Source organism: Pedobacter lusitanus (assembly GCF_040026395.1).
GTDB lineage: Bacteria > Bacteroidota > Bacteroidia > Sphingobacteriales > Sphingobacteriaceae > Pedobacter > Pedobacter lusitanus.
The window spans coordinates 5,371,712-5,397,310 of sequence record NZ_CP157278.1 but is presented as its reverse complement, the minus strand read 5'-3'; the positions used below and the strand labels follow the sequence as shown (position 1 = coordinate 5,397,310).

General features: G+C 39.7%; 18 protein-coding genes. 12 read left to right on the top strand and 6 right to left on the bottom strand.

Translation table 11 applies throughout. The annotated features are described in order from the left end of the window. Positions 1-5 precede the first annotated feature (5 nt). The 4 genes from PL_RS23190 to PL_RS23175 form a co-directional block, all read right to left on the bottom strand. Entirely contained in the window at positions 6-3,443 is a 3,438-nt protein-coding gene (locus tag PL_RS23190) for a TonB-dependent receptor (RefSeq protein ID WP_082036005.1), read from the bottom strand. Positions 3,444-3,654: 211 nt separating this feature from the next. Beyond that, a complete protein-coding gene (locus PL_RS23185; RefSeq protein ID WP_041884321.1) occupies positions 3,655-4,806 on the bottom strand; it encodes a FecR family protein in 1,152 nt (383 codons plus the stop codon). 98 nt (positions 4,807-4,904) lie between these two features. Continuing rightward, positions 4,905-5,486 (bottom strand): RNA polymerase sigma factor, encoded by a 582-nt coding sequence (locus PL_RS23180; RefSeq protein ID WP_041884322.1) that lies wholly within the window; start codon positions 5,484-5,486, stop codon positions 4,905-4,907. 213 nt (positions 5,487-5,699) lie between these two features. Beyond that, the gene (locus tag PL_RS23175) at positions 5,700-7,253 is read right to left on the bottom strand and encodes an alpha/beta hydrolase-fold protein (RefSeq protein ID WP_052496472.1); all 1,554 of its coding nucleotides are present in this window, start codon (positions 7,251-7,253) and stop codon (positions 5,700-5,702) included. A gap of 612 nt (positions 7,254-7,865) precedes the next feature. On the opposite strand from PL_RS23175, the gene PL_RS23170 reads away from it, so the two are divergent. Beyond that, on the top strand, positions 7,866-9,653 hold the full coding sequence (locus PL_RS23170; protein ID WP_348620461.1) for an alpha-L-fucosidase: 1,788 nt from the start codon (positions 7,866-7,868) through the stop codon (positions 9,651-9,653). Here the strand turns inward: PL_RS23170 and PL_RS23165 are convergent, their stop codons facing one another. Next, a complete protein-coding gene (locus PL_RS23165; RefSeq protein WP_041884202.1) occupies positions 9,654-10,553 on the bottom strand; it encodes an AraC family transcriptional regulator in 900 nt (299 codons plus the stop codon). 158 nt (positions 10,554-10,711) lie between these two features. On the opposite strand from PL_RS23165, the gene PL_RS23160 reads away from it, so the two are divergent. The 7 genes from PL_RS23160 to PL_RS23130 all read left to right on the top strand — a co-directional run bounded on the left by PL_RS23160 (position 10,712) and on the right by PL_RS23130 (position 17,818). Then, positions 10,712-11,380 carry an RraA family protein gene (locus PL_RS23160; protein ID WP_041884200.1) on the top strand — a complete coding sequence of 223 codons (669 nt, stop codon included), beginning with the start codon at positions 10,712-10,714 and terminating at the stop codon, positions 11,378-11,380. 2 nt (positions 11,381-11,382) lie between these two features. Further along, a complete protein-coding gene (locus tag PL_RS23155) occupies positions 11,383-11,685 on the top strand; it encodes a UxaA family hydrolase (RefSeq protein WP_041884198.1) in 303 nt (100 codons plus the stop codon). Further along, a complete protein-coding gene (locus PL_RS23150) occupies positions 11,660-12,889 on the top strand; it encodes a UxaA family hydrolase (protein ID WP_052496457.1) in 1,230 nt (409 codons plus the stop codon). Before PL_RS23155 ends, PL_RS23150 begins: the two co-directional genes overlap by 26 nt. 9 nt (positions 12,890-12,898) lie before the next feature. Beyond that, positions 12,899-14,182, top strand: a complete 1,284-nt coding sequence (fucP, locus tag PL_RS23145; RefSeq protein WP_052496456.1) for an L-fucose:H+ symporter permease — start codon at positions 12,899-12,901, stop codon at positions 14,180-14,182. Between the two features lies 1 nt (position 14,183). Next, positions 14,184-16,115, top strand: a complete 1,932-nt coding sequence (locus PL_RS23140; protein WP_087149096.1) for an alpha-L-fucosidase — start codon at positions 14,184-14,186, stop codon at positions 16,113-16,115. Positions 16,116-16,140: 25 nt separating this feature from the next. Continuing rightward, positions 16,141-17,130 (top strand): alpha-L-fucosidase, encoded by a 990-nt coding sequence (locus PL_RS23135; RefSeq protein WP_041884196.1) that lies wholly within the window; start codon positions 16,141-16,143, stop codon positions 17,128-17,130. Between the two features lie 94 nt (positions 17,131-17,224). Beyond that, entirely contained in the window at positions 17,225-17,818 is a 594-nt protein-coding gene (locus tag PL_RS23130; RefSeq protein ID WP_041884195.1) for a hypothetical protein, read from the top strand. A 16-nt stretch (positions 17,819-17,834) separates the two neighbouring features. Here PL_RS23130 and PL_RS23125 read toward each other — a convergent pair whose 3' ends face one another. After that, on the bottom strand, positions 17,835-18,323 hold the full coding sequence (locus PL_RS23125) for a VOC family protein (protein WP_200890779.1): 489 nt from the start codon (positions 18,321-18,323) through the stop codon (positions 17,835-17,837). 241 nt (positions 18,324-18,564) lie between these two features. On the opposite strand from PL_RS23125, the gene PL_RS23120 reads away from it, so the two are divergent. The 4 genes from PL_RS23120 to PL_RS23105 all read left to right on the top strand — a co-directional run bounded on the left by PL_RS23120 (position 18,565) and on the right by PL_RS23105 (position 25,592). Continuing rightward, positions 18,565-19,128 (top strand): RNA polymerase sigma factor, encoded by a 564-nt coding sequence (locus PL_RS23120; protein WP_041884190.1) that lies wholly within the window; start codon positions 18,565-18,567, stop codon positions 19,126-19,128. A 99-nt stretch (positions 19,129-19,227) separates the two neighbouring features. After that, on the top strand, positions 19,228-20,367 hold the full coding sequence (locus PL_RS23115; protein WP_041884188.1) for a FecR family protein: 1,140 nt from the start codon (positions 19,228-19,230) through the stop codon (positions 20,365-20,367). A gap of 183 nt (positions 20,368-20,550) precedes the next feature. Then, the gene (locus PL_RS23110; RefSeq protein ID WP_052496455.1) at positions 20,551-23,931 is read left to right on the top strand and encodes a TonB-dependent receptor; all 3,381 of its coding nucleotides are present in this window, start codon (positions 20,551-20,553) and stop codon (positions 23,929-23,931) included. An 8-nt stretch (positions 23,932-23,939) separates the two neighbouring features. Then, positions 23,940-25,592, top strand: a complete 1,653-nt coding sequence (locus PL_RS23105) for a RagB/SusD family nutrient uptake outer membrane protein (RefSeq protein ID WP_041884186.1) — start codon at positions 23,940-23,942, stop codon at positions 25,590-25,592. The last annotated feature ends 7 nt before the right edge of the window (positions 25,593-25,599 follow it).

The following is a 25,599-nucleotide window of genomic DNA, read 5'->3' as shown; positions in this document are numbered from 1 at the left end:
TTTGATTAAAAACCAACATTTAAACCCAGTGACCATAATTTTTGCTGAGGATAGAAGTTACCCCGGCCACTCGGCTGTTCAGGGTCGATAAATTTCACTTTACTAAAAGTGAAAACATTCTGACCTGATATATATATTCTTGCCGTACGCATACCAATTTTTTCGATCAGACCTTTGGAAAAAGTATATCCGAAATCCACATTTTTGATTCTCAGATATGTGGCATCCTGCAGCCAGAATGTAGAATAAAGCTGATTATTGGTAGATCCTGAAATCATAGTTGAAGGATATTTCCCTGCTATCCAGGGGCTGTTAGGATCATATAAATCCTGACGGTGCCAGCGATCAGTAAACATGGCTAAAGTATTGGCACCGTTAAAAAACGGACTCTGTAATTCTTCACTGTAATACCTGTTAAAATTTGAAGCTCCCTGCAGCAGTACAGTAAGATCAAACCCCTTATAATTTACATTCAGGTTAAGACCAAAAAACAGTTCAGGTGTAGTCCCTCTTCCAATCACAGTCTGATCTCTGCTATCTATAACCCCATCACCATTCAAATCTTTATAGCGTATATCTCCCGGTAATAATGTTTTGTTTGCCTGGGCATCCTGTACCGGTGCAGTACTAATTTCCTGCTGAGACTGGAACTGTCCGATAGCCTCATATCCCCTGATAATATTGGTCCAGCGATCGGTCATATTACCCTGGTAATTCCCCAGTGAGCTGGTTTGCGGACTCTGTTCTAAATAACCGTTCTTAGTCCTGGTAAATGTCAGGTTTGGTGAAATACTGTATTGCCATTTGCCAACAGTATTTTTATGTGTAAGCTCTAGTTCAAACCCCCTGGTATTATCACCATTCAGATTTTCCTGTGGCAAACTGGCACCAAAGGTATTGGGCAGACTTAAAACCCGGGTAGCTAGTAACCCGGCTCTTTTACGATAAAAAACATCTACCGAAGCCCCTAGCTTTCCTTTCCATAAAGAAACATCCAAACCAACATTACTGGTGTAGGAAGTATACCAGGTTAACAGCGGATTAGTTAAACCACTGGTAGTTAAACCAGGGATCAGCTGAGTACCAAAGACATAATTATCATTCGGATAATTGTAGCCTGGTATATAACGGAAAGGTATGATATAATTGGCTCCATCTGCGTCATCACCACCATCATCCCCTACTTTTCCAAAAGATGCTCTGAGTTTCAGGTTATCTATGGTCGTATTGTTTTTCAAAAAATTCTCCTCATTAATACGCCATCCTACAGATACATTAGGAAAAAATCCATAACGATGACCGGGAGCTACCTTATAAGTTCCGTCATAGCGAAAACCCAATTCTATCAGATACTTACCAGCATAATCATAATTGAATTTCCCGACATATCCCTCGCGTGCAATCTGCGCAGAACTCCCGTCATTGCTTTGGTTATTAGCTACTCCTGCAAACAGTTCATCTAAATTATCCAGCAGAAATTCTTTATAAGCCGACAAAAATGAAGTATTCGTTTCTGTTCTTTCAAATAACAGCAAACCCGACACATTATGTTTAGCGCCGAAAGTTTTCGCATAGTTCAGCGAGAACTGAAAAGCCTGATCATCTTTATGCGCGTTTCTTACATTTAAATTGCTTGGGTCATTAGCCGTATAAGCTATATCATAAGTATTGGCAGCACTATTATATTTGTATAAGTTATATTTTCTGATATAATTTTTATTCTCTGTATCTGTATTCTGATAAGAATAGGTAGCTTTTGCATTCAGACCATCAATCCAGGGTAAATCATAAGTTAACCTGGCTATACCAGAAAAGAATTTGGTCCGCTCTGAGCCATAGCCCGAAATCTGATGATCAGTTTGTGCCAGAGAATTCTGCTGTACATTTGAAGAGGCCAGGTAATTGGTATTATCATTGGCATAGATAGGAAAAACAGGACTTTCCCTTTTCATAGTAGCCATAATCAAACCAGAAGAAACCCCGGGGGTCTGAAGATCTCCCAAACGGCCACTCAGATTAAGTTCAGCTGTCAGACGCTTATTAATCTTTGCACTCACATTACTGCGGAAATTATACCGCTTAAATCTTGTTGAATTGCTTTTCCAGATCGCATCCTGATTCAGATACCCGATATTAAAAAAGTATTTGACATCTTCTGTTCCACCATCTACATTAAGATTCTGATAATATTGCGGTGCATTTTTACGAATAGTTGAATTAAACCAATCATACGAAGGTAATGTCCCATTTTTATACTGGTCTACCTGATCTTTTGAAAAAGGAAGTGACAAAGCCACTGCTGGATTATTATTTTTAACCCAGGCATTTACAGCTCCTTCGTTACTTAATTCGGCAAATACCCCCGCATTGGCAAGTTCAGGATATTTTGTCGCATTATTTTGTAAACCATAATAGGTACTGTAACTGATACGAGGTTTACCCATAACACCCTTTTTGGTAGTCACCAGGATAACACCATTCGCAGCACGAACCCCATATACCGCGGCTGATGCATCTTTTAAAATAGAAAAACTCTCTATCTCATTCGCATCTATCTGAGAAAAATCTGAAGGCACCCCATCTACAATTACCAGTGCACTTCCAAAACCCCTGATATCTATGGTACTCCCGTCTTTCCCCGGCTCTCCACTATTCTGAATAGCTCTTAAACCCGGTAAACGACCTACAAGCGAGTTTGTTATGTTTGCAACAGGGGCTTTAGCCAGCTCTGATCCTTTTACCTGCGCTATTGACCCTGTAACACTTGCCCTTTTCTGGGTACCATATCCAACTACGATCACATCATTCAGATTTGAACTGTTGGGCACGAGCTGGATTGAGCCCAGGTTCTCTTTTGCAGAGACTTCTTTATTAGAATAACCTATAAAAGAAACTACCAGAACCGCATCCTCGGCTATATTTTTCAGGGAGAATTCCCCATTCTGATTGGATACCGTTGATACAGTTGTGCCTTTTACCTTAATACCGGCACCCGGCAGCGGCTTGCCACTTTCATCAATAATTTTACCTTTTACAACGATTAGGAAGTTGCTGCGTTCCTGTGCTCTTTTGATGGCCAAATCTGGTTTGCTTTTAACCAGAATTGTCTGTTCGAGAATCTGATAAGTCAGAGACTGGTTAGAAAAGCAATCATTGAGAGCCTCCTGCAACGAAATATTTTTCTTATTGATCGTCACCGGACTTGCCTTTTCCATCACCTGATCCTGATAAAGCACTAAAAAACCGCTTTGCTTCCTGATAGATTCAAGGACTTTGTATAAAGGGGCATTTTTTTCATTCAGAGAGATTTTCTGACTGAAAACTTTTGCGCTTACCTGCGTAAGTACAATCATCAATAATATAATGGTAAGCTTCATAACCTTTAATAGCTTAGGGGGTAGCCATAGCTGTGCTATGACCAGACGGAATGAGAAAATTTTCATTATTTTTGTACGGTTTGGGTTGATATGTGCGTGATGTCACAACAATAATTTCACCTGTTCGAGCTCAAACGAAAACAGGAAGGTTAACTCAAATCTATTGTCGGGAAGCGTTCCACCGCTTTCCGGCATTTTCATTTTTAACCACTAAGTATTTGTATTTATTTCTCCATGATGTATAAATTTGGTTAGGTGAATAATTTGGTTCTGTTGATTAGCGTCTTACTATTATTTTCTTGTCCTCGATCCTGAAATGCAGGCCCGTAATACTTAGCATTTCCAGTAACCGGGATGCTTTTAAATTACGGGAGAGATTACCTGTAAATGATACTTTAGAAACATCACTCTGATAAACCACTTCAACATTATACCATCTGGCTATCTGACGCATGACAACATCAATACTGGTATGATTAAACTGGAACAATCCGTTCTTCCATGCTGTCACTTCTTCAATATTTGCCGTTCTTGATATTAACTTATCAGACCCTGCTACTGTCACTGCCTGCTGACCAGGAGTCAACACTATTTGATGTGCTTTTTGTGCAACGCGGACACTTCCTTCTACCAGTGTTGTTTTCACCACAGGTTCATCATCATAGGCGTTGACATTAAAACCTGTGCCTATATCCTCAATAGTAAGTCCTTTAACAATTACCCGGAAAGGCTTACTGGCATTATGTACAACCTGAAAATATACCTGCCCGGTAATAGTTACTTTGCGTTCCCCTTTAAAAGATACCGGAAAAGAAATAGAAGATGCGGCATCCAAAAATGCTTTGGTGCCGTCAGGCAGTTCTATGACCGGCCATTGTCCCCCATTTGGTGTTCTGATAGTATTATATGCAACCTGTCCTTCATTAGCAAATGATGAGCTTTCTTTGTAGCTTAAGATATTCACCCCATTTTTTTGAACAAGCGTATTTTTTTCTTTAGCAATAATTCCTGATCCGGCACTGTCTAAACTAATTTGTTTGCCGTTTGACAGGAATAATACAGCCTTATCTGTACCGGGCAAAAGATCTTGTTTAATAGCTGCATTTTGAGAAAGTGGCTGTTTTGGATTTGCGTTAAACCAGTAATAGCTTCCGAATGCCAGAACTAATACAACAGAAGCCGCTGCCAGAATTCTGTACCATAAACGAACAGGATTCCTGTGATGTAATTCTTGCTTAATCTCTGTTTTACGCTGAATGCCCTCCCAAATCAGTTTTTTATACAATTCGAGTTCCTGTTCATCAGTTAATGGCAATTTATCTTTTTTTGACCTGAACAGATACCAGCTTTCCAGTAAAACAGTTTCTTCAGCACTGCAGTTTCCGCTTATATATTTTTCCAGTAAAATTTTTAGTTCTGTCTGATTCATCTGAGAGTAATTCGTCCGGTTTTAGGTTAAGACGTTTTACTGTTACCCAGGTATGAGATGAATGTTAAAAAAATATAAAGAAAATGATTTAGCCTTCTTTAATGACTCATCAGGTAGGCAATCAGGAAAGCTGACGCACCTACTTTCGTTCTTAAAGTTCTTAAGGCATTGCTGATCTGGCTTTTTACCGTATGCTCACTGATATTCAGCTGGAGCGCAATCTGCTGATAGGATAAGTACTGTTTTCGGCTCAGTATAAATACCTCACGCATTTTTGCAGGGAGTGCATTTATTTCATTTTCGATAATCGCGGCGAGTTCTTTTTCTCTTAGCAGTTCATCAGCTACAAACTGTTCCTCCAGTATAAAATCATTGATAGATTTCAGATAATCATTCATGACCTTTTTATGCCTCAGATGATCAAAAACCTTATTACGAACAGCTTTATACAGATAGGACGAAAGCGAACCACTAAGAACGACAGATTTAGACTTTAACCACAACCCGGCAAACAATTCCTGAACAATGTCCGCAGCTTCATCATTATCCCGGAGCAAATTCCGGGCATGAAGAAACAACACAGTCCAGTATCGCTCATAAATTTCAGCGAATGCAGTTTGATCTTCCTGCTTAAGAAGCTCAATTAATTCACTGTCAGTAAGAGATTTTTGGTTAGACATTCAGGTTTTATCTAATTAAATCTAGAGGATTTAAATTTAAATCCTCTGCACAAACGTTTGCGTAATTTATACAGGCAACAAAAAAAGCCTTCCGGTCTGAGTTCCGGAAGGCTTTTCTGTTACTTTCTCCATTTAGCAGTGATGTTCTTATCATAAGAAATCACCTGGTTATTATATTTCAGTTTAATCTTTTTATATACCCCTGCCTGTTAATTAATGCTGGCTATATTGAAGTTCTGAAGGAATCGGAATAGCCTGCATGGTATCTATTATTCCAGGTGTAAGATAACTCAGCTTTAATTTATAACCTTCATATTTATGAAAGTACTCCAGCCGAACCGGATAAAACCCTTTTGCCAATGGTACTATATAAGTACAGGACTGAGTTTCCGGGCCATCCCATTTCATCAGCAATTTATGATCAAGGTAAAATTTTGAACTCTTATCAGAGTCCAGTATAAACATATAATATCCTTCCTCTTTAGTTTCCAGAAATCCATCAATGACCAGCGCAAGATTATTTTTGCGGGGAAGTCTGTCCACATCAAAATCATGATCTGTCAGACCGGTTTTTACCGGATTTTTCAAGCTTTTAAAATCCGGCCATTCTTCCCATTTACCTTCATAGTAAGTATAGTTAAACCCGCCTGGTTTCATATTTTCTTTTTTTGAAACAGGACGTAAAGTTTCCCCATAGACGAAATCACCGGTTCTGACCTTATCATAGCGGCTTCGGGTAGTAAAATGTTTATCAGTGACTCTGGCCGCACCAGTCAGCATAAAATTGTGCTGCATTCTTTTTGATTGTAAGGTAGGTTCAGTTCCGTCAAGCGTATAATACACTTTTGACGTATCACTGAAATACCACATTTTAATTGGTTTATTTTTCAGGACTATACCATTCATCGGATGAAATTCAATCTCATTGTTATAACCGGTATAACAGAACTTTAGTCCATCATATACCCCTTTTAGTCTTAATGAACTATGTGTTTCATCCGGATAATTAATGATTTTCCAGGTCAGACTTGCGGGAGCACTTTTTTTAAGCAGGCTATCCATGCTGTCAATCTTCATTGATTTTCCTTCCTCACCTTCTCTGCCACTTATAAAAAGGGCCGGATTAGAACCATTTAAAACGGGAAGTTTATCCGCAGCAATTTTTTGGATATAAGAGTTATCCCACCATAGACTGGGATCAACTGCAATATATGATTTAAAAACTTTTGGTTCATTTAACAAGGCATAGGTAACAAATAAACCGCCCAATGAATGCCCCCAAAGTGTGTTATCCCCATTGGAGGGATATTTTTTATTAATATAAGGAATCAGTTCATCTTTAATAAAACCCAGAAATTTACTGGCCCCACCCGAGGTTTTCCAACCTTTCATTTGTGTTGGTGTAAGATCTTTATTTCTGTCAATCCCCAGAATACTGACGATTATTGTCGGCGGCATATAGCCCTCCTTTTCCAAAAAATGCTGGGTTTCTTTAATTAACCCGGTATTCCAGTTACCTCCGTCAAGCACATACAACACATCATACTTGCTTGCATTACCTGGCTTGTAATCCTGGGGAATAAACACTTCTATCAGTCTTTTTTCCTTTAAAATGCTTGAATTTATGGAATCAAGTTTTCCAGGCTCAGGTATTCTTCTCACAGTATCCTGAGCGTTAGCATTCATCATAGTCAGATTTCCGATCACTAAAGAAAGGACCAGAAAAAACCGGACTTTAAAAGTAATTTTTTTGTTTTTCAATTTCATTGCAGATGTTTTTTATAGGTTTTGATGTACTGATTTAAGGGTGCATTTACGACTGTCCTGCTCCCGAAAATCAGCTAATTAAAATTGCAAAAAAACACTGAAAATCAATCAATTTAATACCAGATTAAATTATTTTTCACACAAACACTACCTGCGGCGCTACAATTTAAGTAATCCAAAAAAAAATTATAATTCCTATCATCACCTAACCGGCAACTATACGCCTTCTGCAGAATAAAAAACCTGGACTGTATAAACGCTGTCAGAAGCATTAATTCCAGTATAGGACAATAACAGCAATTTAAGTCGCAGACAGGTCAGAGGTCGGAGTTGGCATAGGGTTGGTATACCCCAGGGGTATACCAACCCTATGCCAACTCCGACCTCTGACTTAATCCAAGCGGCCGAAAATATATGGGGTGATATGACCATTATAAAAAAACAAGATCATTCAGGAAATCCTTCTGATTCAAATCATAGGATAACACATCAGAATAATGATATTCTGCATGGTGTATTATAGTAAAACCAGATATTTTTATCTCATCCGGACCAGACGATTAATATTATCTGATCAAACCAGGATCAATTACAGACCTAAAACCGCCAAAAATGTTAATTCAAACCAGCCAGCACAAACTATTTCTTATCAGAATTGCTATTTTCTTATTCCTGACAATAGTATTATTTATTCCTGAATATACTATAGCCCAGTGGTCTGTGCTAAAAAATGACCCTAGACCCCTTTCTATATTGAACCAGAGATTTACACAGGCCGAATGGAATGCCAGTAATTTTGCAACACCAAAAGAAATGGAATGGTTTAATGAAGCGCGTTATGGAATGTTTATCACTTTTGGACTATCTGCCTATGTAAACAAAGATTTAAGCTGGCCAATCCTATATACAAGGAAAGCCCCGGATAGTGGTCATGGTAGTTATCCGGACAGTGTCTGGACAAAATGGCCATCAATGTTTAGACTGGAGAAATTTGATGCAAAAGAATGGGTCAGAATTGCTCAGGATGCAGGAATGAAATATATTGTGGTGATAGCTAAACATCATGACGGATTCCACTTATGGGATACGGAATATAGCGACTTCAAAATCACGAATACTCCTTTTAAACGTGATTATCTGAAAGAGCTGGCAGATGCCTGTCATCAGGCAGGCATGAAGTTTGGAATTTATTATTCACAGCGCGACTGGCATCATCCTGATTATGCTCCGGTAGATCCCTCCAAAATCAAAGAAATCGCAGATGCCCCTTATTATGAAGCCCTGCCGGGGAGAAAAGTTACTCCGGGAACATCCCATCAAAAATATCTGGCTTATCAGTTTAACGTAGTTAGGGAACTTTGCACCAAATATGGTAAAGTCGATATTTTCTGGTTTGATGCAGCTTATTGGGGTGGAATGTTTACCGCTGATATGTGGGATGCTGAACGTCTGACCAGAATGATCCGTAAATTACAGCCAGGCATTATCATTAATAACAGGACAGGTTTGCCAGGTGATTATGACACCCCGGAACAGCGTGTAGGAACTTATCAGGAACGCCCATGGGAAAGTTGTATGACCCTGAATGGCAGCTGGGCTTATTCTCCCGCTCCGATAAAATCTGCATCAGTTTTAATCCGTGAATTACTTTCTTCTGCTTCCGGTAATGGAAATGTTTTGCTGAGCTGGGGAGCGCACTGGAACGGACAATTTGATGTATCACAAAAACAGACGTTACTGGAAATAGGTCAATGGCTCAAAAAATATGGCAACACTTATTATGGAACAAAAGGCGGCCCCTGGATTCCAGAAAGCAATTATGGGGCTACACACAGAGATCATAAAATTTTTCTATATGTCTATCAGTGGAAAAACAAGAAACTCAGCTTACCGGTTATTGCAGAAAATAAGATTTTAAAAGCATCATTTGTAAATCTGAGTGAAAAAATTTCCTGGAAACAAAACGCAGATTCTCTGATTTTCACAGCACCAGCAATTCCTGACAGCATAGCAAGCATTATTGAATTAACAACTCAGGAACCAGTTAAAACAAACTTTTATCTGGTTGACAAATCCATATTTAGTGATCCTGCTTATGGCAAAAGAATCAAAACCTGTCATATAAAAGCTACCAGCTGGATCAATAACCAGATAATCATTGATTTGAATCAAATAGAAAATGTAACTGGTTTGGGATTTCATCAGGACAATAAAGGACTTGAATTCAGTGTATCTGCAGACGGAGAGCACTGGGAAAACACAACTAAAGTTAGCAACAGGGAAATCAGCCTGACAACCTTTATTGCCGGAGCTGCTATTCCCGGAAAAGAAATCAGATATATCAGGTTAAGGACAGGGAGTAAATTACAGCAATTAGGTTTTGATATTTATGCAAAATAGCTATCCCTTTTTCACCTGCCTGTATTGTTCGGGTGATACATGCATAATTTTCTTAAAAAGTTTAGAGAAATGATAAGGATCTTTATAACCTACTTTCAAGGCTACTTCATAAATTTTCAAACCTGTAAAATCCAGTAATTTACAGCTCTCCTGCAATTTGAGATGTATAAAGTAATCGATGGGAGAATACCCGGTTTCTTTTTTAAAAAGATTAGAGAACTGAGATGGAGAATAATTAAATACTGAGGCCAGCTCCTGCAGTGAGTATTGCTGATGAATCTGCTCTCTCATAAAATTTATCGCCTTGTTGGTCAAACTGGTTATCTCTTTTACACTTTCCTGCAAACGAAAAAGCAAGAGTGCAAGTAAATGCTGTAAAGTCATATTGGCATAGGTGAGATTTTGAAGACTGCAACCATTTTCAAGTGTTACAAAAAGATCTTCAAAAAGACGGGCCGCTTCCATTACGTTTTTAGTATACATAGGTCTGAAACACTTTTTAGCCGTTGCCTGCGTACAAAATTTACTCATATTACTTCCGGTAATCCTTATCCAGTAAATACTCCAGGGATCAAGAGCATCGGCCTCATACTGATGCATCTGCCCTGGTGGCAGAATAAAGAATTGCCCCGGTAATACAGTATAACTTCCGGCCTTACTTTCGTATTTTCCTTTTCCGGCAACACAGAGCATAACAACCATCTCAGGGCATCCTGTCTCTCTGAATGTATAATGTGCTGATGCTGCCGGGTAAAAGCCAAGATCAGTCATATATAACTGATTTAACAATATATTAGGTACCACCTTAGTTTTCAGTACTTCTTTGGGAATTACAATCAGTTTTCTTCCTTTTCCCTGCCAGTAGTTAGCCCAGCCTTTTTCTGTTTGTAATTTGTCCATCAACTAATATACAAATAGTAAGATAATCCATCTAATTAATAACCTGGTACATTGCATATAATGGCTTCCTGACTTAATTTTACTTTATCTGATCTGCAAGGCTGATCAGATCTAACCAAATTAATGTATTTTATTCCTGACAATTAGTTAAATTACCTATGTTTAATCCTATACCTGCAGAAAATAGTTTTTCGCTCAGACTGGAAAAATGTTATACAGGTGCTGTATATGACGTTATGCGGAATCTGGGTTATCCCGATCAGTTATTGCCTAATCATATTCGGCCAATGAATCTGCAGCACAAAATAGCAGGTCCCGTTTTTACAATTGCCGGAAATATAGATCTTACCTTAGATAAGGATACTTCTTTATTAAAATGGTGTGAAATGTTATCTAAAGCTCCATCCGGGCATGTATTAATTTGCCAGCCGAATGACAACACGGTAGCACATATGGGTGAACTATCTGCCGAAACACTTACTTTTAAAGGTATTCTTGGTTACATTGTAGATGGTGGCTGCAGGGACAGTTCTTTTGTAGACAGCATCGGCTTTCCGGTCTATTGCAGCTATTTTACACCAAGAGATGTGGTAGCCACCTGGTGTACAACTGAACTGGGAGGAAATATAAACATAGGAAACGTAAGTATTTCAACCGGTGATTATGTGCTGGCTGACAGAGATGGCATTATTGTGATACCGGCAAATCTCGTACAGCAGGTGATCGAACAGACGGAAGAAGTTTTAAAAACAGAAAACCTGGTACGGAAAGCAATATTAGCAGGTACAGATCCTGTGGACGCCTATTTACAGTTTAAAAAATTCTGATCATGAATAAACTCATTCAATTACATCCAGATGATAATGTTCAGATCGTAGTAGAGCAAATCGAACCTGGTGATCTTTTTGTCGTGAATAACAGACTGATCAGTGCTACTCAATCAGTTCCGGTGGGACATAAAATTGCCATACAGCTAATTGGAACCGGGCAAAAGATTATCAAATATGGAGTAGCTATAGGTTCGGCTACTACAAAAATTAATGCCGGCACTCCTATTCATTTGCACAATATGAAAAGCGACTACATCCCAACATATACTATTGAAGATGGATTTAAAGAAAATAATACCTGAGAAAGAAACTATAAACTGGCAGGGATATTTAAGAGAAGATGGCCGTAAAGGTATACGCAATTATCTATTGGTAGTATACCTGGTAGAATGTGCTCATCACGTAGCCAGACAAATTGCTGATCAGTTTAAAGATGAGCCAGTGCAGCTAATCGGCTTCACGGGTTGCTATCCTAATGCCTATGCTGACCGGATGATGAATGCATTATGTACACATCCAAATACCGGAGGAGTACTGCTGGTTTCACTGGGCTGTGAAAGCTTCAACCGGAAAAAGCTTGAAGAAAATATTTCGGCTTCAGGAAGACCGGTTCATACCGTAGTAATCCAGGAAGCAGGTGGTTCAAGAAAAACTATTGAAGAAGGCACAGCATGGGTCAAAACTGCTTTATCAGAGATAGAAACAGTACCTCGTGCACTGATGTCTGTTCATGAGCTGATAGTGGGAACAGTTTGTGGCGGTAGTGATGCAACAAGTGGAATAACAGCTAATCCGGCTGTTGGCCGTGCTTTTAATCAGCTGGTTTCAGCAAATGCGATCGCCATATTTGAGGAAACAGGAGAAATGATTGGTCTGGAGGAAATTATGAGCAGTCGTGCCATTACACCTCAGCTTGCTGCCGAACTTAAAAAATCTGTAGAAAAAGCAGCCAGATATTATACTTTGATGGGACATGGGAGCTTTGCACCGGGAAATGCTGACGGTGGCTTAACCACCATTGAAGAAAAATCCATGGGTGCCTATTGTAAAAGCGGAGATTCACCAATCAGTGGTTTGATTAAACCCGGTGATCGTCCTGCTCAGCCAGGACTATATCTGATGGATGTCGTACCAGACGGAGATCCTAAGTTTGGATTCCCCAATATTAATGATACCGTCGAAATTATTGAAATGATAGCCAGTGGTTGTCATATGATACTTTTCACTACCGGAAGAGGCTCTGTAGTCGGCTCAGCTATATCACCAGTAATTAAAATATGTGCTAATCCGGTTACCTATGAACGTATGCAGGATGACATGGATATTAATGCCGGTGATATTTTATATGGAAAAGCTACAATTGACCAGGTTGGAGAGGAAATCTATGACAGGATACTGGCGGTAGCAGCTGGAAAAAGCACCTGTTCAGAAGAACTGGGGCACCAGGAGTTTATACTGACCTATAAAACCTTTACACCAATTGGCCCTGGCTGTTTGCCGGTATAATTTTTAATCATGGAATTGAACCCGGTAAACGCATCTCCCTTGAAACAAAATAAAAATTCTTATGGAAATATCCTGGTCATCAGCTTATTTTTTCTCTGGGCAATTACAGCAAATCTGTTACCGGTATTGATCCCGCATCTTAAAAAAGCATGCCGGTTAACTGTACTTGAATCATCTTTCATTGACTCTGCTTATTGGATTGCCTACTTTGCTGTAGCCATACCTGCAGGTCTGGTTATGAAAAGATTTGGTTATCAGAAAGCAATCATTACTGGTTTATTGCTGGCTGCAACCGGCTCCTTTTTATTTTATCCCGCAGCAGAATCCCGCTCTTTTGCTTTCTTTTTATTTGCACTCTTTGTAATGGCTTCGGGGATGACTTTTCTGGAAACCTCAGCTAACCCTTTTATGACCATATTAGGCGATCCTTCGACAGCTGTCAGAAGACTTAATTTTGCTCAGGCTTTTAATGGTTTAGGTGCTTTCATCGCCTCGATGTTTCTGAGTAAATTCATTATTGCTAAAAATATAAAAAGCCAGCAGGAACTTGATCTGCTATCTCCGGCCGCTATGGACAATTATTATTCCCTGCTTTTTCACCGGGTAAAATTGCCTTATATATTAATTGGTATGGTACTGGTACTGGTAGCACTTCTTTTTATGTTCACCAGGTTCAGTAACAACAAACCTGTCAGACAAAAAACTGATCATCAGGTTAGAAACCTGTCAGACAGAACTCAGTTGAAATGGGGAATCGTCACACAATTTTTCTATGTAGGTGCCCAGGTTTGTATCTCCAGCTTCTTTATCCTGTATGCTACTTCTGTTGCAGGAATAACAGCTTATGATGCTACCAATTACCTCGGATTGTTATTGCTGGGATTTATGCTGGGCCGTTATTTCGGGTCAATACTAATGAAATATATCAGGCCTGCCAGATTACTTTTCATCTATGGCACTATCAACATTTTTCTGATGTCGTTTATTATATGTATAGGAGGAAAAGCATCAATCCCTGCATTTATCGCTCTGGAGTTTTTCATGTCAATCATGTATCCTACTATTTTCTCTTTAGCGATCCGCAATCTTGGTGAGTATACTCCTACTGCTTCATCTTATCTGGTCATGTCAATTATCGGAGGAGCAATCTTTCCGCCACTGCTTGGTTATCTTTCAGATCTGACCGGGAGCATACAGCTTGCTTATATAGTCCCCTTAATCTGTTTTATACCAGTGGTTTATTTTGGATGGAGACAAATTCACAAAGATCTTAACACACAGACCAATTTATAATATGATAAAAAGACTAACTACGCTGCTGTTACCACTCCTGTTTTTCCTCAATACTTATAGTCAGACCACTCCCCCGGTCCCTTATGGTCCGCTACCCAGCAAAGCCCAGCTTAGCTGGCATGAAACTGAACTCTATGCTATGGTTTGTTATGGGCTAAATACCTATACAGACAAAGAATGGGGCTATGGTGATGTAGATCCGGCGCTGTTTAACCCCACCGCTTTTGATGCCGGACAGATCGCATCCACACTTAAAGAAGCCGGATTCAAAGGGTTATTATTGGTTGCCAAACACCATGATGGCTTTTGTCTGTGGCCAACCCGGTCCACCAGCTATTCCATAGCCGCCAGCTCCTGGATGAAGGGCAAAGGCGATATGGTCAGATCTTTTGAGATTGCTGCGCGTCAAAACGGATTAAGCTTTGGGATATACAATTCCCCATGGGACAGAAACAGTGCAGTATATGGTAAACCTTCCTATTTACCAATTTACAAGAAGCAGCTGGAAGAACTGCATACCAATTATGGCCCCTTATTTATCTCCTGGTATGACGGAGCAAATGGCGGCGATGGTTATTACGGAGGTGCAAAAGAATCCAGAACTATTGACCGTAAAACTTATTACAACTGGGATAAAAACTGGAAAATAGTCAGAAAACTACAGCCCCGCGCCGTTATTTTTAGCGATATAGGATTAGATGTGCGCTGGGTAGGTAATGAAAGTGGATTTGCGGGTGAAACCAGCTGGGCTACCTTTACACCTAAGGGAGAAAAAGATGTAAACAAACCTGCTCCGGGTGAGAGCCGTTATCAGGAGGCACCAGTGGGTAACAGAGATGGTCAATTCTGGATGCCCGCAGAATGTGATGTTCCGCTGCGGCCGGGATGGTATTATCATGCGTCCCAGGATACGCTGGTTAAATCACCATATGAGCTTTTTGATATTTATTTTAAAAGCGTAGGAAGAGGCGCTGCGCTGGATCTGGGTGTAGCTCCGGACAAAAGGGGGATACTCCATGAAAATGATGTAATTGCTTTAAAAGGATTTGGAAAATTACTGAAAGAAACATTCTCGGGCAATTTACTGGAAAAAGCAATGATCAGCGCATCCAATACCAGAGGCGGAGCCCAGGCTCAATATGGTCCCGAAAATCTGCTGGATAATAATAAAAAGACTTACTGGGCTACAGATGACCAGATCACAACGCCCCAATTCACGATTCAGTTAAACAGGAATCAACGATTCAATATAATCAGATTAAGAGAAGAAATTACTCTGGGACAGAGGGTTGAAGCCTTTGCAGTAGATATCTGGAAAAACAACGCCTGGCAGGAAATCTCAAAAGCAACTTCTATCGGGGCACAAAGACTGATCAGACTCCCCTATTTTATAACGACAGACCGGATCAGGGTACGTATTTTAAGCAGCCCTGTTTGTCCTGTTTTAAGCGAATTCGCCATTTTTGCTGAACCTGAATCTTCTTTGTTTCATCAGGCAAAAACAACAAAAAACAAGCCGGATAAGCACAAAAAGGACTGGCATATTCTCTCTGCTCCGGGCGCAGATAATCCTGCAGTGTTGATAGATAATAATGCTACAATCTGGCAGGGGCCATTTAACCGCACGAATACTTCAGCTAATGCCATTGTAGTTGACCTAAACGAACAGCGTGAAATTTCAGGCTTGATATTTACCCCGCCAAATGAGGCTTTCAGTAAAGGAATAACAGACAGGTATCAAATTTCATTAAGCACAGATGGGACAAACTGGAAAGATGAAATTACCGGCGAATTTGGCAACATTAAAGCAAATCCAATTCAACAGCGGATCAGTCTTCCTCATCAGACTACTGCACGCTTTATCCGGTTTATACCGCTGCATATAACGGACGAGAGTAATTTTATCCGCATTGCTGAACTGGGCATTTATTAAAATATCACTTAATAATACACGACAAATGAAATTAACTCTAAAACACAAATTACTCCTCTTTCTATTATTAACCTGCTTTAAACCTCTTGCAGGCTATGCTCAGCATCAAAAACCTAAAATTCCGGATCTTCATTTTGGAATGTTCATTTGCTGGTCACTGAGTACTTTCTCAGATAAAGAATGGACCCGAGGCATAGAAAAGACTTCTTTCTTCAACCCATCTGGCATGGACACTGATCAATGGTGCCGGGTTGCCAAAGATGCCGGTATGGACTATATCCTCTTTTTAACCAAACATCATGATGGATTTTGTTTGTGGGATACAAAAACTACTGCCTGGAAGGTAACTAACAGTCCATTGCAAAAAGATGTGTTGCTGGCACTAAAAAAGTCCTGTCAGAAATATGGCTTAAAACTGGCACTGTATTTTTCTGAGGCAGACTGGACCTGCATTCCAAAAGATTTAAAACCGGAAGATTTCGTAAAACCGGAAAAATACTGGTATATGGGAAAAAACAGTGAATTAAAAAAAGCTCAATTAAAAGAATTGTGTACGCAATACGGCCCGATTGCTTATTTCTGGATGGATCATGCACAATCAGACGGAGGGCTGGATCATGCTGCTACGGTAGCCTGGGTAAAACAGTTTCAACCAGATTGCCTGGTAGGATTTAATAATGGCACAGCAGCTGGCGATATCAGACTGGGAGAAATGGGAAAACCAGGTCCGCTAAGCAGTCCTGAAGGCGGTGGCCCATACAACCAGGTAATGCATAACAGTTACAAAAAAGCAGAATTTACTTATCCGATTCTGGGAGGAGAAAGATGGTTTTATACCAACCCTGAAAATGATAATGTCTGTCTTACTCCGGAGAAAATATACAATGATTATATAGGAGCCATTAAATATGGTAATTTCTTTGCACTTGATGTTGGTCCGGGCAGAGATGGGAAACTCCGCAAAACAGATATAGCAACCCTTACAAAGGTCGGAGCAATGATCAGAAAGAAATAAAAGTCCGGATGTTTTTATAAATTTATCAGCAGACAGACCGTATTGAAGAATATCTGTTATAAAAAGACTTTGAAACAATCAAAATATACTTCCTGTGCAATTACTTAAAAACTACTTCCCTATCCTGTTAACTTTCTTGTTGCTGAGTTGTAAAAACAAAGCCGGAAATCAAAGCGATCCGGCAAAAAAAACAGACACCATAATTCAGGACAAAACTGTAATCGCCAAAGATACCCCGGAGGTAAGAGCGGTCAGGTCTTCCGTCATTGATACTACCGCTATACTTGCTGCATTTAAAAATACGGTCAAAACAGCGCAATTCAGAAAAGAACTGGGAATTGCCAGAGACGATTCAGACGGATCTCTCTTTGATTCAGAACGCCCCATATTAATTGGTGATCTGAATGGTGATCAGTTACCAGATGCTATTATGCCATTTTCTATTGAAGGACGTGGTGGTGGAAATAACTGGGATGCACATTATGCGATCTTTATCAATAAAGGAGATAAACTTGAATACAAGTCTTCTTTTTCACGCGGAGGTGATCTGGCAGAAAGACAGGTTCAGTTTATGAGTATTCAAAATAATGTGATCAAAGGTGCAGAAGTACCGGGCTTTAAATTTCCGGAAGGTGATAGCATTGCCGTCAGCTATATTTATAAAAAAGGTGGCCTTGTAGAAAAATAAGGCCACCCTTCTAAATTTATCCTTTATATGCTTGTTCCAGAGTTTTAATATCCATCTTCTTCATTGTAAAAATGGCATTCATAACCCTTTCCACTTTTTCAGCATCAGGATCTGCTGCAAAATCACCTACAACGGTCGGAACAATTTGCCATGACAACCCATATTTATCTTTCAGCCAGCCACACATTTGTGCATTCGGGTCTCCGCCTGCTGAAAGTTTGTCCCAATAATAATCAACTTCTTCCTGTGTATTACAATTGACGATGAATGACACCGCTTCATTAAACTTAAATTCGGGCCCCGCATTAAGTGCAAGAAACTTTTGACCTTCAATTTCAAATTCTATAGTCATTACCGTCCCTTCGGGTTTATGATGATATTCAAAACCTGCTTTTCCGTAATAGGACTTTTTGCCAATCCCTGACTGTTTAAAAATAGAAGTATAATAATTTACCGCTTCTTCTGCCTGGCCATTAAACCATAAATTTGAAGCGATTTTCTGCATTGTTGACATGATATTTCTCCTTAATGATTAATTGATAATAGTTTAACTGTTGAATAGTGATAACAAAATTAAACTGTTCGCTACAGATCAGTGAGGGGACAATGCGACATTCTGCAGGGGGAATCAGGTCAGCAGGTGATCAGTTCAGTCCTTTAATGGCCCGCGCAAACGTTTGCACAAGATTACCGGTCGTTTTATTTGAGCAAATCATTAGATTGAAAAATAATTACCTCGCAACTGAATGGCACCGGTCTCTTTACATACCGACGAAGAATTGATTATCTTACTAAAAGAAGATGATCAGTCTGCCTATACAGAACTGTATAACAGGTACTGGTCAAAACTCTATAGAGTAGCTTATAATCAACTCAAAATAGCTGAGGAAGCAGAAGAAATTGTACAGGATATCTTTATAGATATCTGGAAGAGACGCAAAACCATCCAGCTGACATCAGCGCTGAATAACTATTTTGCTGTTGCTGTTAAATATAAAGTAATTAAAACACTGGCCAAACGAAATCATCAGCATCAATACTCAAAAGAAGCCCTGTATATCCATAGTAATAATGACAATTCTACCCAGGAATGGCTTGAATTTGACGATCTCAAAGAACAATTAAGCAAACTGGTGGATCAGCTGCCAGATAAATGCCAGAAAGTTTATAAGCTTAGCCGCGAAGAAGAAAACAGCTATAAACAGATAGCAGAAAAGATGAATATTTCTGAAAAGACTATTGAGTCCCATATTAATAAAGCGCTTAAATATCTGAGAACCAATATCAATTATTATTTTATACTATTCTGAATCCGGCTTTATCAAAACCCATAAAATAAATTTCACCCTACACTAGGGGGTAGCTGTTTTTCAACGGACTTATTTATAGAGACCGTAAATTCAGATCAATTGAAAGACAAAGAAATACTTCAGCAGCAGTTAGCCGAAAAATGGCTGAATGGCACAATTACCGCAGAAGAAAAGATACAGTTTGCAGCATATTATAACTCGAATAGTCAGTTACCGCTTGACCTTGGTCATGAGGAGCAGGTATTGAATAAAAAGATGTTTCAGGAAATCCTGCTTCAGATCAGACAGGAAAAATCTGCTCAAAAACCTTCTTTCGTCAAAAAGTACTGGCCCTATGCTGCCGCTGCCGCAGTTCTTGCCGGTATTTTATCACTGGTCATCTTAAATCAAAGCTCTCCTATAGCTGAAACCTATACCGGAACCAACAAACTCTACCAAAACGATGTAGGACCGGGAGGTAATGCAGCCAGACTCACCTTATCAAACGGAGCTACTATAATTCTAAATGAGGCCAGCACTGGTCATCTTTCTGCACAGACAGGTGTCGATGTGATCAAGATGAATAACGGACTGCTTCAGTACAAACAAAGTACCGGAAACGACAAAACCCTGTCAGGAATCAATACCCTGACCACCCCAAAAGGTGGTCAATACGAATTGCTGCTGGCCGATGGAACCAGGGTTAGTCTGAATGCCTCCTCCTCTATTAGTTTCCCTGTGCAATTTTCCGGAAAAAACAGAATTGTAGAACTCAAAGGGGAAGCCTATTTCGAAGTAGCCAAAAATAAAAACAAACCTTTTATCGTACATACGGACAGAGGCAATATTGAAGTTCTCGGTACACATTTTAATGTCGCATCCTATCCTGATGAGAACAGAATGACGGCCACACTGCTGGAAGGATCTGTTAAGGTCAGTAATCAACATAACAGCAGTTTAATTATCCCTGGCGAACAGGCAAATGTAAACCAGAAGATCACGGTCTGCAAAGCTGATATTGATCAGGTAATGGCCTGGAAAAACAAGCTGTTCATCTTTGATCAGGCTACAATCAGAGAGGTTATGCTTCAGTTGGAAAGATGGTATGATATCGAAGTGGTTTTCAAAGGAAATATCCCTGAAGGTTCATTCAGTGGTGAAATTTCCAGAAATATTAAACTGTCAGAAGTACTTAAGGTATTGCAGTCAAGTGACATCAATTTTAAAATAGAAGGAAAAAAAGTAATTATATCACAGTAATAAACCTATAAAAAAGAAGCCTATGCCAGAAGAAATACTATAAAAACAGGTTTTATCCATTAAGATGCCGGATTGCGCTAACAATGCCGGCACCAGCTGCCTGAGCAGCCCAGTTTTTGGATTAAAACTATCAGAATTCTAATCAGGTCATCTAATCCCTCTAACCAAAAACGTAACCAAAGTATGAAATTTAATTTTCTTGGTAAAGAAAATCATGGCCATGATTTTCTTCCGGCTAAAATTCTCTACAGCACAAAATTAATTGTTCTGTTCCTGTTTTTCAATTGTTTACAGGCCAGTGCCGCCCTGTATGCCCAAAAGATTACCTTAACAGAAAAAAACACACCGCTTGGTGAAGTCATCAAAAAGATAAAAAAACAAAGCGGGTATTCATTTTTTTACAGAGACCAGCTGTTTAAAGCCAGTCATCCTGTTACCATCACGATTAAAGATGCTACTATAACAGAGGCCCTGGATAAATGCCTGGACAACCAGCCGCTAACCTACTCCCTGATCGGGCAAACCATTGTCCTCAAACAAAAAACAGAAACCCGGCAAAAACCGGAACCTGAAACTGCCGGAATTGATGTGCGTGGTAAAGTCCTTGATGAAACCAATCAACCTCTTTTAGGGGCTACTGTCAAAGTAAAAGGAACTACTCAGGTTACTTCTACAAATCCCAAAGGAGAATTCATGCTGAAAAATGTAGCTGAAGATGCTGTGCTGGTTATTTCTTATATCGGCTATTTGCCTAAAGAGATTATGGCTGCACAAAATCTGGGAGATATACAACTGGTACTCAGTGCTGCAAAACTCGGTGAAGTTCTGATTGTCGGATATGGCACGCAGAAAAAAGTAAATCTCATCGGTTCGGTAGCCCAGGTATCGGCTAAAGACATCAATAACCGGACTGCTCCTTCTCTGTCCAATGTGCTTACCGGTCAGTTATCGGGTGTAACCCTTATCCAGCGTTCAGGACAGCCAGGCAGTGATGCCAGTGCCATTCAGATCAGAGGTGTAGGTTCATTTGGTGCAACGACTAATCCGCTGATCCTGGTTGATGGGATACCAGTCAACTCTTTCAATGATATTGATGCCAATGATGTAAGCAGTATCTCTGTCCTTAAAGATGCATCAACAGCCGCTATATATGGTTCAAGGGGGGCAAACGGGGTTGTTCTGGTTACCACTAAAACCGGAATGGGCACGGATGAAAAACTGCATATCAATTATAGTGGTTATGCAGGGATACAAAAGCCTACGGCTTATCCAAAGTTTGTAAATGCGGCAGATTATGCCAGCCTGTTAAATGAAGCGGTCCCAAATTCTTATACCGCTGATCAGATAGAAAAATTCAGAAATGGCAGCGATCCTGATAATTATCCAAATACAAACTGGATAGATTTGGTTTATAAAAAATCTGCTTTGCAAACCGGCCATAATTTATCGGTCTCCAATAATACTAAAAATACACAATATCTCTTATCATTCGGATATATGTATCAAAATGGAATTGTGATCAAAAACGATTATAACAGATATAATGTGAGGCTGAATATGACCAACAAGATCCTGCCAAATCTGAGTTTAACATCAAGAATTTCAGGTGCCCAGTATCTTAATAATGAAGCCGCTCCTCCGGCAACTCTTGACTGGAACGATATGCTGACTAATATTGGCCAGGTAATTCGTGTCCCGTCTGTTTATCCGAACATACTGAGTAATGGAAATTACGGGCTTGGGGTTGTAGGTAAAGGAACTCCTTATTCTTATTTTAACAATGATTCCTTTTATAAGAAAAAACAAGCTGACCTGCTGATTAATGAACGTCTGGATTACAACATTATTCCGGACCTGAAATTATCATTGATTGCGGCATATACTCAGTTAAACGATAACAGTCAGCGTTTTTTAGCCAATCAGCGTTTAAATAACCTGGTTACACTTGGCCCGGGCAATCTTACGCAAGAGAATATTCAGAACAATTATAAAACCCTGCAGCAGTTACTGGAATACAAGAAAACATTACAGTCACATCAGTTTGGAATACTGGCAGGTCATACTTATGAATATAGCGGATCAAATACTTTCAGAGCCAGCAGAGGCGGATATATCACCAACAGTCTGACGCAGTTAAATGCAGGAGATGCGAGTACACAAAGTAATCAGGGAACGGGTTCTGAATATGCACTTGACTCTTATTTTGGCAGGTTAAACTATAATTATGACAATAAGTATCTGGTTGAAGGTACTGTTCGTTATGATGGTTCATCCAGATTCCCTGAAAATAATAAATATGCTACTTTCCCGGCTGTGGCTGTTGGCTGGCGTATTTCGCAGGAGAAATTTCTAAAAGATAAACTCAGCTGGTTAAATGAACTGAAAATAAAAGCTTCCTATGGTACTTTGGGAAATCAGAATATTGGTAATTACTCCTATCAGAATGTGCTGAGTACTGGTTTCAATTATCCTTTTGGTAACACCATCAATTCTGGTGTCGCCAATACTACCCTGGTTAATTCCAATATACACTGGGAATCTACCAGAACCAAAGATTTAGGGCTGGAAACTACGGTTTTCAATAACCTCAATTTTTCAGCTACTTATTTTGACCGGTACACCTATGACATTCTGGTTGCTCCTGCCGGCAGCGTGTCTAAAGTTCTGGGTTTTGGCGTAGGTGTTGAAAATTCAGGAAAACTCAGCAACAAGGGCTGGGAGTTTAGCCTGAGTTATAAAAATAATATAGGTGCATTATCCTATAATGTGAGTGGTAACTTCAGTATCATTAACAATAAAGTCCTGGATCTGGGTGTAGGAAATATTTTACAGCCAAATGGGCTGACAGGGAATGGAAGTGATATTTTTATTGGGTATCCACTGGGTTTATATTATGGTTATCAGGCTGATGGATTATTCAGAGATGCTGCTGATATAGCAGGATATCCTAACCAGACGGCCATAAATCCAGCAGCTAAACCAGGTGATATCCGTTATAGGGACATCAGCGGTCCTAATGGAGTACCCGATGGCAAAGTAGATCCTGCTTATGACCGCACTTATCTGGGAAGTTCGATCCCAAAATACAATTATGGAATCAATATCGGCCTGAATTACAAAAATTTTGACTTAGCTATTGTTGGGCAGGGTGTCGCTCAGGTAAAAGGCAGATTAAGTGATTATGCCGGTTATGCTTTTTACAATTACGGAAGTATACAGCAGTATATGGCGGATAATCACTGGTCGGCAAATAATCCCGATCCCAATGCCAGATACCCGCGGTTAGAAGTGATTTCCAATTCCGGAACACCAAATACGCTGGCCTCGTCCTTTTATCTGCTGAATGCGGCTTATTTTAAAATCAGAAGTATACAGCTTGGTTACGCTCTTCCATCAGCTCTTTTCACCAAATCAGGAATAAAAGGGATCAGGATTAATATCAGTTCTCAGAATCCTTTAGCATTTAGTCATTATCCTAAGGGATGGGACCCTGAAACCAATACCGGAGGAGCGTATTATCCGATTTTAACCAATTACACTTTAGGTATTAATGTAAATCTATAAACCTGAACATGATGAAATTTAAATATATACTCCTTCTTTTGACTGTGATCCTTTCTGCAGGTTCTTGTCGTAAAGCACTGGACAGAGAGCCTCTGGATCAGTTTTCAAATTCAACATTCTGGAGTAGTGAGCAGAATGTACAGCTTGCCTTAAACGGAGTGTACCGTGGTAACATCCAGATGTCTGCCAGTCCGGCAACCGGTGCCGAATATACACCTACCGACTGGTGGTCTTATAACGGGCTGTTATTTTTAGAGTTTGCCACAGACAATGCTTATGACAGACGTGGTGATAATTCTGCAGTAAATACCCTGACAAATGGGGCATTAACTTCAAGTAATGGTAATATCAGTGCTTACTGGAATCAGAGTTATTCCAGAATTGCAAGGTGTAATTATTTCCTGGAAAACATTTCAAAAGCAACGCTGGATCCTGCAAAGATGAACCGTTATATTGCTGAGGTCCGTTTTATCAGAGCCAGCCAGTATTTTTATCTGTCACAATACTTTGGATCTGTCCCACTGGTAACCAAAACTTTAACAACCAGTGAAGCTAATACCGTAACCAAAGCATCCCGCACAGATATTATGCTTTTTGCAGAAAAAGAATTTGCGGAAGTTGCAGCTATACTGCCACGTTATAGTTTAATAACGCCTGCCGAAAGAGGCAGGGCAAGTGCACAGGTTGCGCTCGCATTTTTAGGAAGGCTTGATATGGCTGAACAAAAATGGACAGAGGCCGGTGTAGTCTACAAACAGATTATGGATTATAATGATAATATTATAGATCCTGATTATACCAGCCTTTTCAATGGAACAAATGAAAATAGTAAAGAGATCATTTTTGCTACTCAGTATCTGCAGGATCTTGCCCCTAATGCGATGCTGCAACATACCTATCCTGCTGCATTAGGCGGTTTTCATATCTCTAATCCCCTTGGAAGTTTAGCCGAATCTTATGAATTTACTGACGGAACTCCGTTTTCTTTTACCGATCCGCGATATAAACCCGCTGATATTGGTCAAAACCGGGATCCACGTTTAAAAGCGACTATCATTTATAATGGCCAGCCTTTTAAAAGTATTACGTATAACAGTAATCCGGATGCCACTACCTCGGCAGATCAGTTAACGACCACCAAACAGGCAACCAGAACCGGCTTTGCACCCAGAAAGTTTAATTCAGAAGCATTTCAGGGCGGAGATTTGCAAAATACAGGTATAGATCTGCCAATTATAAGATATGCAGAAGTATTGTTAAGCTATTTAGAAGCGAAACTGGAATCCGGGGCAGCTATTGACCAGACTTTACTTGACGCTACAATCAACAAAGTAAGAGGCAGATCATCCGTGAATATGCCGGCAGTAACAGAAACTGATCCTTCAAAATTAAGAGTTATCTTACGGCGTGAACGCAGAAATGAATTAGCTTTAGAAGGTATACGTTTATGGGACTTATTAAGATGGAAAATAGCTGGTGATGTATTAAATGGCGATTTTTATGGTGCGCCATTTCCGGGAGCAAAAAATCTGCGTAAAAAAGGTACCGCAAATGATCCCTACAGCCGCTGGTTTGTGACCTCAAAATCCTTTCGCAAAGGTATTGATGAATACTGGCCGGTTCCTTTAGCTGAAGTAAGCATTAACCCTAATTTAAAATAAGACAAAA